This is a genomic window from Chitinophaga sp. 22620, assembly GCF_052044405.1.
Classification (GTDB): domain Bacteria; phylum Bacteroidota; class Bacteroidia; order Chitinophagales; family Chitinophagaceae; genus Chitinophaga.
In genome coordinates this window covers 156061-171115 of the sequence record NZ_JBQEMV010000007.1, presented here as the reverse complement: position 1 = coordinate 171115, position 15055 = coordinate 156061, and the positions used below count along the sequence as shown (strand labels likewise).

Genomic DNA, 15055 nt, shown 5'->3' with positions numbered 1-15055 from the left:
TTTTCTATATTTCATAAACAGGATGGACATCATGAGATCGATCGCACTAATGCTCCTGGCTTTGCCCGCCGCGGCGCAACAACAGATCCGGCTGAACCAGTCGGGCTTTTACCCGCTGGCGCCCAAAATTGCCGTAGTTACCGGGAAAGTTCCCGCAAAAGAATTTTTTGTACTCACCCGTAACGGCAAAGACACGGTGTTCAATGGATCGCTGGGGCCTGAACAGCCATCCGCCAATTCTTCCACGCTCACCCGTATCGCGGATTTTTCTGCATTGACCGCAAAAGGGGAATACGTGGTATATGTGCCCGGTGTAGGCACTTCATATCCTTTTCCCGTAACGGCGGACGCGTTAAAACCTGTGGCTGCCGGCAGCCTGAAAGGGTTTTATTACCAGCGCTCGGATGTTCCGCTGGAAGAAAAATACGCCGGCAAATGGCACCGTGGCGCAGGCCACCCGGATAATGCCGTACTGGTCCATACTTCGGCGGCCGACAATAAACGCCCTGCCGGCACTGTGATCGCTTCGCCCGGCGGATGGTACGATGCGGGTGATTACAACAAGTACATCGTGAATTCGGGCATTTCCATGAGCTCGCTGTTGTCCGCTTACGAAGACTTCCCCGAATATTTCGCTGGCCTCGGAACCAATATCCCGGAAAGCAACGACGCGATACCCGACATCCTCAACGAAGCCATTTACAACCTCCGCTGGATGCTCACCATGCAGGACCCCAACGACGGCGGCGTGTATCACAAATGCACCAATGCGGCGTTCGACGGAATGGTGATGCCCGGTGTTACAAAGCTGCCGCGCTACGTAGTGCAGAAAAGCACTGCCGCCGCGCTGGATTTTGCAGCGGTTGCCTCCCAGGCCGCGCGCATCCTCTCGCCGTTCAATCAACCGCTGGCAGACAGCTGCCTGAAGGCTGCAGAAACGGCCTGGCAATGGGCGGAAAAACATCCCGCTTTGCTGTACGACCAACCTGCCATGAATAAACAATACCAGCCTGCGATCTCCACCGGCGCATACGGCGACAATGATGTGCGCGACGAGTGGAGCTGGGCCGCCGCTGAAATGTTCGCCACCACGAAGGATAAAAAATATTACACGGTGTTCCGCCGGCACCTGGAAGACAGCGTGCATCTTCCCACCTGGCGGAATGTGGCCATGCAAGGGTATTACACGATCCTCCGCATTTCAGGCGCATTGCCCGAAGTCATTCAACCCGATATAATGATCATCCGGGAACGGGTTCTCCGCATGGCCGGCGAATATATCCGCAAGCAGCCGCAGAGTGCCTTCCGCACGGTCATGGGCCAGTCGCGCAGGGACTTTAGCTGGGGCGGAAGCTCCGTAGCCGCCAACCAGGGTATCTTGTTGTTATACGCTTACCGCCTTACAAAAAATAAAACCTACCTGGACGCCGCGCTCAGCAATATGGATTACCTGCTGGGCCGCAACGCTACCGGCTATTCATTCCTCACCGGCTTCGGCAGCAAACCCGCCATGCATCCCCATCACCGCCCGTCGATCGCAGACGGTATCGCGGAGCCTGTACCCGGCCTGCTTTCAGGCGGCCCGAACCCGGGGATGCAGGATAGCTGCCGCTACGAACATACCGAACCTGAAACCGCCTTTTCGGACACCGACTGTTCTTACGCTTCCAACGAGATCGCCATCAACTGGAATGCGCCGCTGGTATACCTTGCCAATGCCCTGGAAGCGTTGAAGAAAGCGGCGGCATACGTGGAAGAATGATCACTTTTTCTTTACCGCGGTGGTAGTTTGCCCTCCTTTTGAAAGCTGAAGCGAAGCCACCTGGCCGAAGCTGTCCATTTCGAACTGGGCGAGTATCTCTTTGTCCGGCACATAGAACTGGTGTTGCCCCGTGCGCACCATCACGTGTTTGTTGCCGCTTTTAGGTATGCCATACAGCTTACCGTCTTCCAGGATGATCTCCAGCTCAGGATCATCGGGTATCAGGTAAGTGCCGGTGTATACCGCCAGCATTTTCAGGGAATCCGGCTGCGCAGGTTGTTTGGGCAGGCTGTCGCGGTACGCCGCAACAGTTGCGGAAGTAAGGGTTGCAGGCCGGGCGGACGTGTTACTGATGGCAAAAGCGCCGGTAGCGAAACAGATGGCAAAGCAATGCCAGGCCCCGGAGGGCAACAAAGATCGGAGTTGCATGTTTTAAGAATTAAGCGTGAATATTAAGGTTGTTCAGTGTATTTGAGGTACAGGAAATAGGCGAGATAACTCAACGCAATGCTGAAAGCCATGATGGCCAGCGAATGTATATCCAGCGGCAGCGTATAATACACGGCTGTAAGCCCTATGCCCATGCCGGTAAGCATCAGGCACCATTTAAGCGCCTGCGAGCGAAGGTCGCGGCTGGCGGGCTGAAGGAATTGTCCGGCCACTTTGTCCGTCACACCCTTATCTACCAGCTTCGACCGCAGGCGGTGATCCAGCGTGATCCTGATAATGTTCAGTATAAAAGCGCCGACGAGGTACAGCACGAAGATCATGGCAGGAATGGAAATAAGCTGGACGCTTATCTGCCGGTTGTCCGGCAGGTGGTAATACTCCTGTGCAAAAAGCGCCACGGGAGCCAGTGTGGTTATCGTTACGAAAAAAAACTTCTTCATTGGGTGAGGGTTTAAGATCCTTTATAATTATGTGCTTGTTGTCGGTATTCTTCTGTGGCTGGTCAATAATATTCCAGCTTTGCCATTTTTTGCCGGTATGAGCCGAACAGGTCTGCCGCCAATATCACCAGCAGCGTAACCGCCGCCGGGCCGAGGCAATATAGCAGGTAAGGGACGGACAGGCCGGCTATCCCGCTGAGGTAATCCCTGAAATAATAACCCGCGCCTCCAAGCGCCAGCAAAGTGACAGCGGTAATTGCCAGTGCCGGAACCAGTACCGGGCGCGCTTTCCCGGGCAGCGGCAGCTGCGGCTGCACGAGTGCTCTCACATCAAAGTCAAACGTTGCCACAGGCATTTCATCCAGTGCCGAAAACAGCTGCACATACGATTCCACTGCCGTCCTGCATGTTTCGCATTCCCGGATATGCGCCATGGCAAGCGGGTCTTCGTGCGTTCCGTTAAGCGCAAATGCCTGGATGATCTCTTCAGTTAAATGAGCACTACTCATAATGTTGCTTTAATCGGTTTCTGCTTACTCGTTCTCCTTTTCCTGCTTCATATCTTCCTTCCCGTAATACCCCGCCAGCTGCTCTTTCAGTGCCTTTCTCGCCCTGAACAGGTAACTCTTCACCGTGCCCGGCGGCATGCCCGTGATCTCGCCTATTTCCTCGTAACTCAATTCCTCCTGGTGATATAACGTGATCATAGTGCGGTATACCGGCTGCAGCCTTTCCATCCCTGACTGTAAAATGCCTGCCAGCTCCTTGCGGTACACGGTATCATCCGCCGAGCCACTGCCCGGCCCATCCGCCAGCTCCCCGGGAAACAACAGCTTCTTCTTCCGCAGGTAATCCATACAGGTGTTGTAACTGATCTGCGCAATCCAGGTCGACAACTTCGCCGCATGTTTGAATACCGCCAGGTTCCTGTACGCCTTCAGGTAGATCTCCTGCGCCAGGTCCTTCCGGTCTTCCACATTGCTCACCATCCGGCAAACGATCTGCCCTACCAGCTTTTCAGTATTGCGGATAATGATCCCGAAAGCCTGGGCGTCGCCGCTCAAAGCATTATGAACCAGTTGCTTGTCAGCCAGTTTATCGGGATCAGTGTACATCGGTTTATTTGACGGGTATGGAAGGATTATGTTGCAGTTTTATGAAAATAAATTTTTAAACGCGGATTTTGTCACATTTACCCCTTGATTGGTCGCGCCCTGCCCTGCTTTTTTCCTTTTTTGTCCTGAAATTTGTTTAAAATCAAGCTGTATGGAAATCCGCGAAATGCAGATCGAAAAAGACATTCCCGTGTTCTACGTGCAGGCTCAATCCATGGCCGCCATCTGGGGCGCTTTCACCAGCCTGCACACCAGCCTTGAAGATGCGCATGAACGCCCATCCTACGGCGTTACCGAAATGGTAGACGGCGAACTGGTCTACAAAGCCTGCGCAGGCTTGTTTACCCCGGACGAAGCCGGAGAGATCGACCTCCCCGTATACAACATTCCCGCCGGGAAATACCTCTTCATGAAAATACAGCCCTTCGGCCCGCAAATGCAGCAATTCCCGCAATTCTTCCAGGCGTTGATGGACCATCCCATGGCCCGGCCCGGTTCTATCGGCATCGAGCACTATAAAACCATGGATACGGCCATCCTGGCGGTACAGGCCCGCTGAAGCTCCTATAAGGCTTTCCCGCCATATGGGGAATTTCAATAAACACTTCCTGCTTCCCCGCAAATGTATTTTCTTTGATAGCTGGTAAATGGAACGCACTTTGCAGTAGCGCCCCCGCCAACGATATCAATATGCATTTATTACAGGTTTCCGATATATACAGGAAGGATCAGCTGGGATTTGAACTGAAACCCATTTCCTTTACGCAGCAAAAGTTCCAGAAACTGGCTATAGCAGGGGCTTCCGGCTCAGGCAAAAGCACGTTGCTGCGCATCATCGCCGGATGGATACAGCCGGATGGGGGAGCCGTGCTTTTTGAAGGGAAAAAAGTGAAAGGCCCGGAAGAACAGCTCATCCCCGGCCACCCGCAGATCGCCTACCTTTCCCAGCATTATGAGCTGCGGAACAATTACCGGGTGGAAGAACTGCTTTCTTATGCCAACAAACTCACACAGGAACAGGCGGACCGCCTCTTTGAGATATGCAGGATCGGCCACCTCGTGAAACGCAAGACAGACCAGCTTTCCGGCGGAGAAAAACAACGCATCTCCCTGGCCAGGCTGCTGCTCACCATGCCCAGCCTGCTGCTGCTGGACGAGCCCTTCTCCAACCTCGACCTCATTCATACCCGCATCCTTAAAGACGTGATACAGGACCTCGGGGAAGAGCTCAACATCACCTGCCTGCTCGTTTCCCACGACCCGGACGACATCCTGCCCTGGGCAGACGAAGTGCTGATCATGAAAGACGGCGCCATCATACAACAGGGGCCTCCCGCGCAGGTATACCGCCAGCCGCGGAATGAATACGTGGCCGGGCTGCTGGGCGCTTACCATCTTTTTACGCCTGAAAAAGCGAAAGTTTTTTCTCTCATGCCGGGCATCAGCGCAAATGGTAAAAGTCTTTTCGTAAGGCCCGAACAGTTCCGCCTGGTGCGCGAAGGCGGCGACGCGCTCAAGGGCCGCGTAAAGGCGGTGTATTTCGGCGGCAGCTACAACGATGTGGAAGTGGAAGTGCCGGGCAATATCATCCGCGTAAGGACCACCAGCGGCAATTATAAAAGCGGGGATGCGGTATTTGTTTCCCTGCCTTCCAAAGGCATCTGGTATATGCCGGTTGCGGAATAACGGCGCTTTTGTTTATTTTGACCTTCAAATTTCACAACCTTGAACCTTACCTCGAAGCTGCCCAGCTCAGGCACTACGATCTTCAGCGTGATGAGCGCGCTGGCAGCGGAACACCGATCCGTGAACCTCGGCCAGGGCTTTCCCGATTATCCCATGAACCAGGAGCTGATCGCGAAAGTGGATGAAGCCATGTATAAAGGATTCAACCAGTATGCGCCCATGCAGGGTTACCTGCCGCTCCGCGAAGTGCTGGCGCAGAAAGTGCAGTTCCTGTACGGCACCGCCATTGATCCGGACAGCCAGATCACCATCACGCCCGGCGGCACTTATGGGATCTATACTTCACTCACCACGGTATTGCAGCCCGGCGATGAAGTGATCATCTTTGAACCGGCATACGACAGCTATGTGCCCAATGTGCTGGTGAACGGGGCGGTGCCTGTGCTGATAGACCTGCAATTCCCGGGATACAAAATAAACTGGGAAGAAGTGCGGGCAAAGATCACCCCGCGCACCCGCATGATCATGCTCAATACGCCGCACAACCCGACGGGTTCGGTGTTGGGTGAGAACGATATCATTGAATTGCGGAAAACGGTGGAAGGCACCAATATCTTCATACTGAGCGATGAAGTGTATGAACACCTGATCTACGACAACATTCCACACCAGAGCATCCTGCGCTATCCTGACCTGCTGGAAAGAAGCTTTGTTTCTTTTTCATTCGGCAAGCTGTATCACTGCACCGGCTGGAAGCTGGGCTATTGCATCAGTTCGCCCGCGCTGATGAAGGAATTCAGGAAGGTGCACCAGTATAACTGTTTCTCCTGCCACAGCCCTTCGCAGGTAGCCCTGGCGGAGTTCCTGCAGAACAGGGATTCGTACCTGCAGCTCAGCGGTTTCATGCAGGCGAAGCGCGACCGCTTTCACAGCCTGATGGCGGGCACGCGCTTTACGCCCATGCCGAGCTACGGCAGCTATTTCCAGTGCTACCAGTATCACCGCATCAGCGAAGAAAGCGATCATGCATTCGCGGTACGGCTCACGAAGGACTTTGGCGTTACGCCGGTGCCGGTTTCAGCATTCTACCAGAACGGCACCGATCATAAAGTGATCCGTTTTTGTTTTGCGAAGAAGGATGAAACGCTTGAAAAAGCCGCGGAGCTGCTGATGAAGGTCTAGTTATTCAATTCCCTTCACTTTCATTTTGAGCGTGTATACAGATGTGCCTGCGGTGATGAACAGCAGGTCCCTGTTTTTTCCGCCGAAACATGCATTGGCCACCCATTTTTCAGGTACGGGTATCAGCGCGATCTGCCGGCCTTCGGGATTGAAGACGGAGATGCCGTTGCCGCAGATGTAAAGATTGCCGCGATCGTCCAGCGTAATACCGTCGCCGCCCTTGTTGGTGAAGAGGATGCGGTTGGCGAGCGAGCCGTCTGCCTGTATTTCGTAGCGGTAGGTTTTGTTATCCCCGATGTCCGCCACGAAAAGATATTTCCCATCCGCGGAACCCACGATGCCGTTAGGTTTCACAATATCGTCCGCCACCATTACCGGTTCGTTTTTACCGGGCGCCAGGTAATACACGCGCATGGCTTCTATATCGGGCTTTTGCCTTTCCCAGTATTTGCGCTGGTAATAAGGGTCTGTGAAATAAATATTGCCGTTGGGATGGATCCAGAGGTCGTTCGGGCCGTTGAGCTGCTGCCCTTTATAGCCGGTCATCAGCACGGTGTGTTTGCCTTTTGGCGTGAAGGCCCACATTTCGTTGCGCTCATCCGCACAGGCAATGATGCGCCCTTTTTTATCGACGTACAGGCCGTTGGAGCGGCCGCTTTGGGAGGTAAGCTCGGTGAGTCTTCCTTTTGTATTGTAGACCCAGATGCGGTCGTTGGGCTGGTCGGTGAAATAAACATTGCCTTTTTTATCCCGGGCGGGGCCTTCGGTGAAGCTGAACTGGCCGGATACCAGGGTTACCTGCGCATTGTCTGCAACCAGGGATTGCAGCGAGTCGGACTGCGCCTGCACGGAAAGCGAAAGCAGCAATAAGGCGGCTATTTTCATGTGGAATCTCGTTTCCGTTCAAGATAGTAAAAAAAGCATGCAAAGTATAGCTATACGGATTGCAGCTGCCGCAGCAGGCTGTTTTTATCGGTGGTGCCGGCATGCCGCCATACGATCTGCCCTTTCCGGAAAATGATGAATGTGGGCACGGCGCTGACATTGAACTGTTGCGCCGCCGCCTGGTTCTTGTCTATATTCACTTTCACCACGCGGGCCTTTCCTTCCACCGCTTTGGCCACTTCTTTGATCACGGGCGTCATGGCGTGGCAGGGCTGGCACCAGTCCGCGTAAAAGTCCACCAGCACCGGCTGGTCTGATTGGATAAGGTCGTTGAATGCTCCCATGGTTCTCGTTATTTTTGTAAGGCTGCCATAATGGAATCCCGGTCGTGGCCGCCGTTGTAACGTATTTCATTGATGAAGAATGTGGGTGTGCCGTTCACCCCGCTGCGCACGCCGCTCTCAAAATCGTCCTGCACTTTTTCTTCCAGTGCCCGGTCGTTGATGTCTTTTTCAAACTGCTTCATATCCAGCCCAATGATTGTGCCGAATTCCCAGAGGGTTTCGATGCTGAGCGATGCCTGGTTCTCGAATATCTTATGATGCATGGGCCAGAACTTTCTTTGCCTGCCCGCGGCTTCGGCGGCGATGGCTGCGGAAAGGGCCAGGGGATGGGCGGTGGACAATGGAAAGTGCCTGTACGCAAATCGGAGGTCATGCCCCAGTTCCCGCACGATATCTTCTATAATGGGATAAGCCTCGCCGCAATGCGGGCACTGGAAATCGCCGTATTCCACGAGAGATACGGGGGCGTTGGCATTGCCTCTCACATGATCCTGCTTGCCGATGGGGGGCTTGAGTTTGGACATCCGGTTTATTTTTTTGCGTTGATCTTCCCGAGCGCATCCAGGATGCCGTCTGCCCCGGGGTTGACAGATGGCGGCGAAAGGTGGTTCCAGCGGATGACGCCTTCTGCATCCAGCACATACAACGAGCGCAGGCACTGGCCCTCTTTATCGTCGTATGATTCGTAAGCCTTTGCTATGGCACCCTTCGGCTCAAAATCGGCCAGCAGCGGGAAGTGCAGGTTACGGCTTTGCATATAGGCCTGGTGGCACCATTTGCTGTCCACCGAAATACCCACAATAGCCGCATTCTGCTTGCGGAAGAGCTGCAGCATTTCGTTATAAAGCGTCATCTGGTCGCCGCAAACGGGGCTCCAGTCTGCCGGGTAAAATGCCAGTATGAGGTTCCTGCCGGAAAAATCCTTTAATGAATACTGCTGGTCCGGGGTGGAGTGGAGCCGGAAATCCGGCGCTGCGCTTCCGATCGGTAACATGCCACAAGATTTTAATGCTGCAATGAGGTTTTTCGAATACTGTAAATGTACAATCAAAAACCATGCACACCGTCCGGCGTTATTCCATTAACAACCAGGGCAATACGTTTTACGCTACCAGCCGATGCCGTAATCTTCCCCGTGGTTGCTGCTCCCGCCCCAGATGCTGCCATGCAGCCTGTCCAGGAAAATTGCATTGATGGGCCCGCTGCTGCGGGGTGTGAAGCTGAGGGAATAGCCCATTTTGATAAGGGCGGTACGGGTACTTTCCGGCGTATTGCTGTTCAGCAGCAGGCTGCCGGGTTTGGGCATGCGGTCTTTAAGGGAAGTGCCGCCAAGGCTCAGCCACAACTGGTTGCTGTTGATATTCGGCGCTTCGGTGGCCTGTTGCACCGTCATCCCGAATTCAACCATGTTGAGGAAAAATTGCAGCAGGTTCTGGTCTTGCGTATCGCCGCCCTGCACGGCAAACGAAATATAAGGCTTGCCGTCTTTCAGCGCCATGGACGGCGTGAGCGTAACACGCGGTCTTTTGCCCGGGGCCACTACGTTGAAAGGGCTGAGCGCGGAATCGAGCACGAAACTCTGAAGCCGCTGGCTCATGCCTACTCCCGTGCGGCCTGCTATGCAGGCGGGCAGCCATCCGCCGCTGGGCGTGATGGATACCACCCAGCCTTCCTTATCCGCGGCTTCCACGCTGGTAGTGCCGCGCCAGAGGCGGTCCGTATATGCGCTGTCTGTCCCGCGCGCGTAGGCAACGGCGTCATGTTTGGGCACGAAGATCTCGTTCTTTTTTTCGAGCGTGGTGTCAGCATATAATTTTCGTTGCTCCAGCAACGGCAGCAGCGGGTTCTTCTTTCCCTCGAAAGGATAGGGATCGCCGGGCCCTGCGTCCGCATCGTTCCGCATGCGGTTGATCCGCGCGGCGCGCTGCTTTGCATACTCCTTGCTCAGCAAACCTTTGATGGGCGTGCGGGAGAAATGCGGATCGCCATAATAAAAATCACGGTCCGCAAAAGTGAGGTTCAGCACCTGGTACAATGTGTGTATATATTCAGGGGAGTTGAAGCCCATTTTTTTAAGGTCAAAGTTCTCCAGGATGTTGAGGCCCTGCAGCAACATGGGCCCCTGCGTCCATTCCTGGAGCTTGTATACTTCTATGCCTTTGTAATTCACATGCAGTGGCTCTTCTTCGATGGGTTTCCACTTTGCAAGGTCTTCCATTGTGATAAGGCCGCCCTGTTCCCGGCTGCCCCTCACGAATTCCTTTGCAATGTCTCCTTTGTAGAACCGGTCGTAAGCAGCCATGATGGCTTCTTTCCGGCTCTTTTTATTTTTCAGCGCCTGCTGTTCGGCTTCCACCATTTTGGTGAGGGTGGCCAGCAGGTCTTTCTGCACGAATATCTCACCGGCTTCCGGCGCTTCCCTTTCTTCCCCGGGATGTGTGAGAAAAACGTTTTTGCTGTAGGGCCACTGTTTGATAAGGTCTTTGCCGCGCTCGATGGCATTGGCCGTCTGCGCTTCTATCGGGTAGCCGGCGGCCATTTCCATGGCAGGCGCCAGTACTTCCCTGAGGCTCATGGTGCCGTATTCAGCCAGCATGTGGCAGATGCCGCCGGGTGTGCCGGGCGTTACCGCGGCCAGCGGACCGTATTCGGGCGGAAAGCTGTAACCTTTGCCTTTAAAGAAGGCCGGTGTGGCGCCGGTGGGCGCAACGCCCAATGCGTTGATGGCGATCACTTTGCCTGTTTTGGGGTTATAGATCAGCGCCTGCGTTTCTCCTCCCCAGCTCAGCACGTCCCACATCGTGCAGGTGGCCGCGAGCATGGCGCAGGCGGCGTCTACGGCGTTGCCGCCTTTCTGGAATATCATGGCGCCCGCAGTAGCGGCCAGCGGTTTCCCGGTAACGGCCATCCAGTGTTTGCCATGCAGTGGCGGTTTCTGCGTTTGCTGTGCAAAACCCCCAGCGGCCAGCAGGAGGAGCAGGGGGAGGAAGATTCGTTGCATAGGTCTAAATTAATGAAAAAAGGAAGCGCGGAACAGCATTCTGTTCCGCGCTTCCCGTAAATATTGTACCTGCGGGGATTACCCGACCTTATTGCTTTCTTTCACTTTCACCGGCACGCCCCTGATATCCCACACAATGCCCAGCCAGCCCAGCATACGGATGATGTAATAGGTGATGTCCACCTCCCACCAGTAAAAACCCTGCCGGGCCGCGCTCTGGTAATAGTGATGGTTATTGTGCCAGCCTTCGCCGAGTGTTACCAGGGCCAGCAGCAGGCTGTTCTTGGATTCGTCGCCGGTCTTATACCGGGGGCGGCCCCATTTGTGCATCAGCGAATTGATGGTGAAGGTGCCGTGGAACAGCAGGATGGTGCTCAGGAAGAAACCGATGAACAGGGTGGAAAGCCCGGCAGACCAGTCGAACCAGCCGGCGCCGTTCACTTTGTTGCCGATGAAATACACCACGACGGCCAGCACCAGCGGGGGAACGAAATGATATTTATTGAGCCAGTACAGCTCTTTGTGTTTGATGTCCTTAATAAGATCGTAGCGGGTTTCTTTATGCTCTTTATCCATGATCCAGCCGATGTGGGCATGCCAGAAACCATATATTTTGGCCGAATGCGGGTCTTCTTCGGTATCGCTGTGCTTGTGATGCACGCGGTGGTTGGCGGCCCACCACAGCACGCCTTTCTGGAAACTGCTCTGCGCGCCGCAGGCCAGTATGAACTGGAAGAAACGCGAGGTTTTGAACGAACGGTGCGAAAAATAACGATGATAACCGCCGGTCACAAAAAACATCCTTACAAAATAAAGCACTGCGCAAACGATCCAGTCAAACAGCCTCACGTGCGTAAAAAATGCGAGGAAAGGAACCAGGTGTATCCCGATGAAATCCAGCTCATGCAGCCAGTTAATTCCTTTGTCCGGTTTAAGGGTAGTATTCATTACTCAAAAGTAATAGACGTTTTTAAAAACACCAATGATTTATATCAATGTTAATATAGATAGAACACATAGATTTAACATTGCTTTAACGTATGAGGTTACGGGTAAACTGCGCCCGTAATAACGGGAATGGATATACATAAATAATGGGAAACGAAGAGCAGCCCGGCGTTTTTCCGGCGGATCTTGCATTCAAAATAAAATGAAAACGGCTCCTGTTATCCATAACATGGAGCCGTTTAGCATGTATGTAGAGTTGAGATGTAAAACGGTTAGGCAAGAGACTCCTGGGCTTTGGTGCTCATCTTTTTTGCTTTGTGATTCATTTTGTGATAAGCGTTTCTTGCCGCGTCTTTTACATCATTCAATGCCTGGTCCGCACGGTGGCGGTTTTTCATATACCAGAAAACGCCTGCTGCGGCTGTGCCTAATACGGATGCTGCAATGATTATCTTGTTCATGACTATGATGATTTAGTACGTGAAGTATAAAACAATGCCCGTGCCAAAAAGTGCATCCTATTCCCAAAAAAATGCGCTGGGTATATAATTCCACACTCTTCGTTTCCGATCCGCGCGCTAAAACCTTTCCCCTTGCGGAATGCAACAGCAGTAGGGCTTTGGCGCACTGATTGCGCCTGTTTCCGTGAAATAGTATCCTTCCTAATCAATTACAAATCACGGTTATGGCAAAACAGAAAAATGGCGACGAAAAAAATCCTAAAAAACAGCAGTTGGAAACGTATACCGAAGAATCCACCGGCCAGTTCCTCACCACTAATCAGGGCGTTAAAGTAAACGACGACCAGAACACGCTGAAGGCGGGAGAACGCGGGCCTTCGCTCCTGGAAGATTTTATCATGCGTGAAAAGATCACGCACTTCGATCATGAGCGCATACCAGAGCGCATTGTGCATGCAAGGGGATCTGCCGCGCATGGCGTGTTTAAGGTGTACGACAACAAGCTGAGCAAATACACGCGCGCGGGCTTTTTGACCAATTCATCGCTGGAAACCCCCGTATTCGTGCGTTTTTCCACCGTTGCCGGTTCCCGGGGCTCTACAGACCTTGCGCGGGATGTGCGCGGATTTGCCGTGAAATTTTATACGGACGAAGGGAACTTCGACCTCGTGGGTAACAACATGCCCGTATTTTTCATCCAGGACGCTATTAAGTTTCCCGACCTGGTACACGCCGTGAAACCGGAGCCGCACAATGAAATGCCACAGGCCGCCAGCGCGCATGATACTTTCTGGGACTTCATTTCCCTGATGCCGGAATCCGCCCACATGATCATGTGGCTGATGAGCGACCGCGCCATTCCCCGCAGCTATCGCATGATGGAAGGTTTCGGTGTGCATACTTTCAGGCTGGTGAATGCGAAGGGCGTTCCCACCTTTGTGAAATTCCATTGGAAACCATTGCTGGGTGTACATTCCGTGGCATGGGACGAGGCGCAGAAAATATCCGGCAAGGATCCCGATTTTCACCGCCGTGACCTCTGGGATGCCATCGAAAAAGGCCATTTCCCGGAGTATGAGCTGGGTGTTCAATTAGTATCCGAAGAAGATGAGCATAAGTTTGAATTCGACCTGCTGGACCCGACGAAGATCATACCCGAAGAGCTGGTGCCCGTGCAGCGGATAGGCAAGATGACGCTCAACCGCAACCCCGACAACTTCTTCGCGGAAACCGAACAGGTCGCTTTTCATCCCGGCCACGTTGTACCGGGTATCGATTTTACGAACGACCCGCTGTTGCAGGGCCGGCTCTTTTCATACACCGATACTCAATTGATCCGCCTTGGCGGGCCTAACTTCCACGAGATACCCGTCAACCGCACCGTGGCGCCCATGCACAACAACCAGCGCGACGGCTTCATGCGGCAGGAGATCAACCGCGGAAGGACCAGCTACCAGCCCAACTCCCTCGGTGGCGGCTGCCCCTTCCAGGCTAAAATGGTGGAAGGCGGCTATAATTCTTTCGCGGAAAGGGTAGACGCACATAAGGTGCGCGCCCGCAGTAAAAGTTTCTTTGATCACTTCAGCCAGGCAACGCTTTTTTACAACAGCCAGTCCCAGGCCGAGAAAGCCCACCTGGAAGATGCGCTGAGCTTTGAGCTGGGTAAAGTGGAAACTGTGGAAGTAAGGCAAAGGATGGTAGGCATTCTTACACAGATCGATGTGGGGCTGGCCACAAGAGTGGCCGATGCATTGGGCTTACAGGTGCCCGCGCGCCCGGAACATCCCATCAATCACAGCATCCCGGCAGACGGCAACCCGCAGGACTTCCAGCCTGTAAAAGTGAAAAGTTCCGTAACCATTTCCGCGGCGCTGAGCATGGCCAATACGCCGAAGGATACAATAAAGAGCCGTAAAGTAGCCATACTGGCGGCGGACGGTGTGAAGGCCGCTAATGTGGAAGCGATGCAGAATGCGCTGCTTGCCGCGGGCGCCGTGGGAGAAGTGATTGCGCCCAAGCTGGGTACCGTGGAAGGCGATAGCGGCAAAGAGCTGCCGGTGAAGAACAGCTTCCTTACCGCGGCCTCCGTATTGTACGACGCGGTATACCTGCCCGGAGGAACAGCCGCGCTGGCAGGCAACGGGGATGCGCTGCATTTCCTGAATGAAGCTTACCGGCACTGCAAACCCATCGCCTTCGATGCGGATGCAATTGATGTACAGCGATCCACTTACTTTGGAGAAGGCGAAACGCCGGGTGTTTTCACCGGTGATGTTATCGGCAAACTGGCGGAAAAATTCATTGAAGGCATGAAGCAGCACCGTTTCTGGGAAAGGGAGAAAATGGGGAAAGTGCCGGCATAAATTTTAAGGTGCGGCGGAAGCTGGTATGTCAGGTGTTGTATAGTTCTTTCCCGAAAGGGGTGAATGTAAGCGCGAGCAGCTTGAAATGCTGGCGGGCAAAGGGTATGCCGATGATGGTGATAGCCAGCAGCAGGCCGAACAGCAAATGTCCCAGGGCGATCCAGATGCCGCCGCAAAATATCCAGAGGATATTCATCACCGTTGCCAGGCAGCCGGAAGAGCCGGGTATTTCGCGCACCTGTGTGCCGAACGGCATCAGCGTAAGTATACCGATCTTGAATGCCTGCAGCCCGAAAGGAATGCCGATGATGGTAAGGCAAAGCACAAGCCCGCCGATCATATAACCAACAAATGTGAAGAAGCCGCCGAAGATCAGCCAGATGATGTTACCTAAAAGATTCATAGGGATAAATGTAAT

The 15055-nt window shown here is 53.7% G+C and carries 17 protein-coding genes; 5 read left to right on the top strand and 12 right to left on the bottom strand.

Translation table 11 applies throughout. The annotated features are described in order from the left end of the window. The first annotated feature begins 31 nt into the window (after nt 1-31). Entirely contained in the window at nt 32-1762 is a 1731-nt protein-coding gene (locus ACTJIK_RS25500; RefSeq protein WP_440650418.1) for a glycoside hydrolase family 9 protein, read from the top strand. Here the strand turns inward: ACTJIK_RS25500 and ACTJIK_RS25495 are convergent, their stop codons facing one another. The 4 genes from ACTJIK_RS25495 to ACTJIK_RS25480 all read right to left on the bottom strand — a co-directional run bounded on the left by ACTJIK_RS25495 (nt 1763) and on the right by ACTJIK_RS25480 (nt 3767). Further along, on the bottom strand, nt 1763-2191 hold the full coding sequence (locus ACTJIK_RS25495; RefSeq protein ID WP_440650417.1) for a DUF3471 domain-containing protein: 429 nt from the start codon (nt 2189-2191) through the stop codon (nt 1763-1765). A 23-nt stretch (nt 2192-2214) separates the two neighbouring features. After that, nucleotides 2215-2652 carry a hypothetical protein gene (locus ACTJIK_RS25490; protein WP_440650416.1) on the bottom strand — a complete coding sequence of 146 codons (438 nt, stop codon included), beginning with the start codon at nt 2650-2652 and terminating at the stop codon, nt 2215-2217. 62 nt (nt 2653-2714) lie between these two features. Beyond that, entirely contained in the window at nt 2715-3161 is a 447-nt protein-coding gene (locus ACTJIK_RS25485) for a hypothetical protein (protein ID WP_440650414.1), read from the bottom strand. 24 nt (nt 3162-3185) lie between these two features. Next, nucleotides 3186-3767 (bottom strand): RNA polymerase sigma factor, encoded by a 582-nt coding sequence (locus tag ACTJIK_RS25480; protein WP_440650412.1) that lies wholly within the window; start codon nt 3765-3767, stop codon nt 3186-3188. A gap of 151 nt (nt 3768-3918) precedes the next feature. On the opposite strand from ACTJIK_RS25480, the gene ACTJIK_RS25475 reads away from it, so the two are divergent. The 3 genes from ACTJIK_RS25475 (at nt 3919) to ACTJIK_RS25465 (ending at nt 6635) form a co-directional block, all read left to right on the top strand. Beyond that, nucleotides 3919-4326, top strand: a complete 408-nt coding sequence (locus ACTJIK_RS25475) for a hypothetical protein (protein ID WP_440650410.1) — start codon at nt 3919-3921, stop codon at nt 4324-4326. A 131-nt stretch (nt 4327-4457) separates the two neighbouring features. After that, a complete protein-coding gene (locus ACTJIK_RS25470; protein WP_440650408.1) occupies nt 4458-5453 on the top strand; it encodes an ABC transporter ATP-binding protein in 996 nt (331 codons plus the stop codon). Between the two features lie 39 nt (nt 5454-5492). Further along, nucleotides 5493-6635 carry a methionine aminotransferase gene (locus ACTJIK_RS25465; RefSeq protein ID WP_440650407.1) on the top strand — a complete coding sequence of 381 codons (1143 nt, stop codon included), beginning with the start codon at nt 5493-5495 and terminating at the stop codon, nt 6633-6635. Here the strand turns inward: ACTJIK_RS25465 and ACTJIK_RS25460 are convergent, their stop codons facing one another. The 7 genes from ACTJIK_RS25460 to ACTJIK_RS25430 form a co-directional block, all read right to left on the bottom strand. Further along, a complete protein-coding gene (locus ACTJIK_RS25460; RefSeq protein ID WP_440650405.1) occupies nt 6636-7520 on the bottom strand; it encodes an SMP-30/gluconolactonase/LRE family protein in 885 nt (294 codons plus the stop codon). It lies immediately after the preceding gene. 50 nt (nt 7521-7570) lie between these two features. Next, the gene (trxA, locus tag ACTJIK_RS25455; protein WP_346319978.1) at nt 7571-7864 is read right to left on the bottom strand and encodes a thioredoxin; all 294 of its coding nucleotides are present in this window, start codon (nt 7862-7864) and stop codon (nt 7571-7573) included. Between the two features lie 8 nt (nt 7865-7872). Then, nucleotides 7873-8388, bottom strand: a complete 516-nt coding sequence (locus ACTJIK_RS25450) for a DsbA family protein (RefSeq protein WP_440650403.1) — start codon at nt 8386-8388, stop codon at nt 7873-7875. A 5-nt stretch (nt 8389-8393) separates the two neighbouring features. After that, nucleotides 8394-8858, bottom strand: a complete 465-nt coding sequence (locus ACTJIK_RS25445) for a redoxin domain-containing protein (RefSeq protein WP_440650402.1) — start codon at nt 8856-8858, stop codon at nt 8394-8396. Between the two features lie 114 nt (nt 8859-8972). Beyond that, nucleotides 8973-10865 (bottom strand): gamma-glutamyltransferase family protein, encoded by a 1893-nt coding sequence (locus ACTJIK_RS25440; protein WP_440650401.1) that lies wholly within the window; start codon nt 10863-10865, stop codon nt 8973-8975. Between the two features lie 78 nt (nt 10866-10943). Then, nucleotides 10944-11813: an acyl-CoA desaturase gene (locus ACTJIK_RS25435; protein WP_440650399.1), complete on the bottom strand. Its 870-nt coding sequence runs from the start codon at nt 11811-11813 to the stop codon at nt 10944-10946. A 272-nt stretch (nt 11814-12085) separates the two neighbouring features. Further along, nucleotides 12086-12274: a hypothetical protein gene (locus ACTJIK_RS25430; RefSeq protein WP_440650397.1), complete on the bottom strand. Its 189-nt coding sequence runs from the start codon at nt 12272-12274 to the stop codon at nt 12086-12088. 224 nt (nt 12275-12498) lie between these two features. Between ACTJIK_RS25430 and katE the strand changes: the two genes are divergently transcribed. After that, on the top strand, nt 12499-14637 hold the full coding sequence (katE, locus tag ACTJIK_RS25425) for a catalase HPII (RefSeq protein ID WP_440650395.1): 2139 nt from the start codon (nt 12499-12501) through the stop codon (nt 14635-14637). Between the two features lie 28 nt (nt 14638-14665). Here katE and ACTJIK_RS25420 read toward each other — a convergent pair whose 3' ends face one another. Further along, nucleotides 14666-15040 carry a YccF domain-containing protein gene (locus tag ACTJIK_RS25420; RefSeq protein WP_440650393.1) on the bottom strand — a complete coding sequence of 125 codons (375 nt, stop codon included), beginning with the start codon at nt 15038-15040 and terminating at the stop codon, nt 14666-14668. Between the last annotated feature and the right edge of the window lie 15 nt (nt 15041-15055).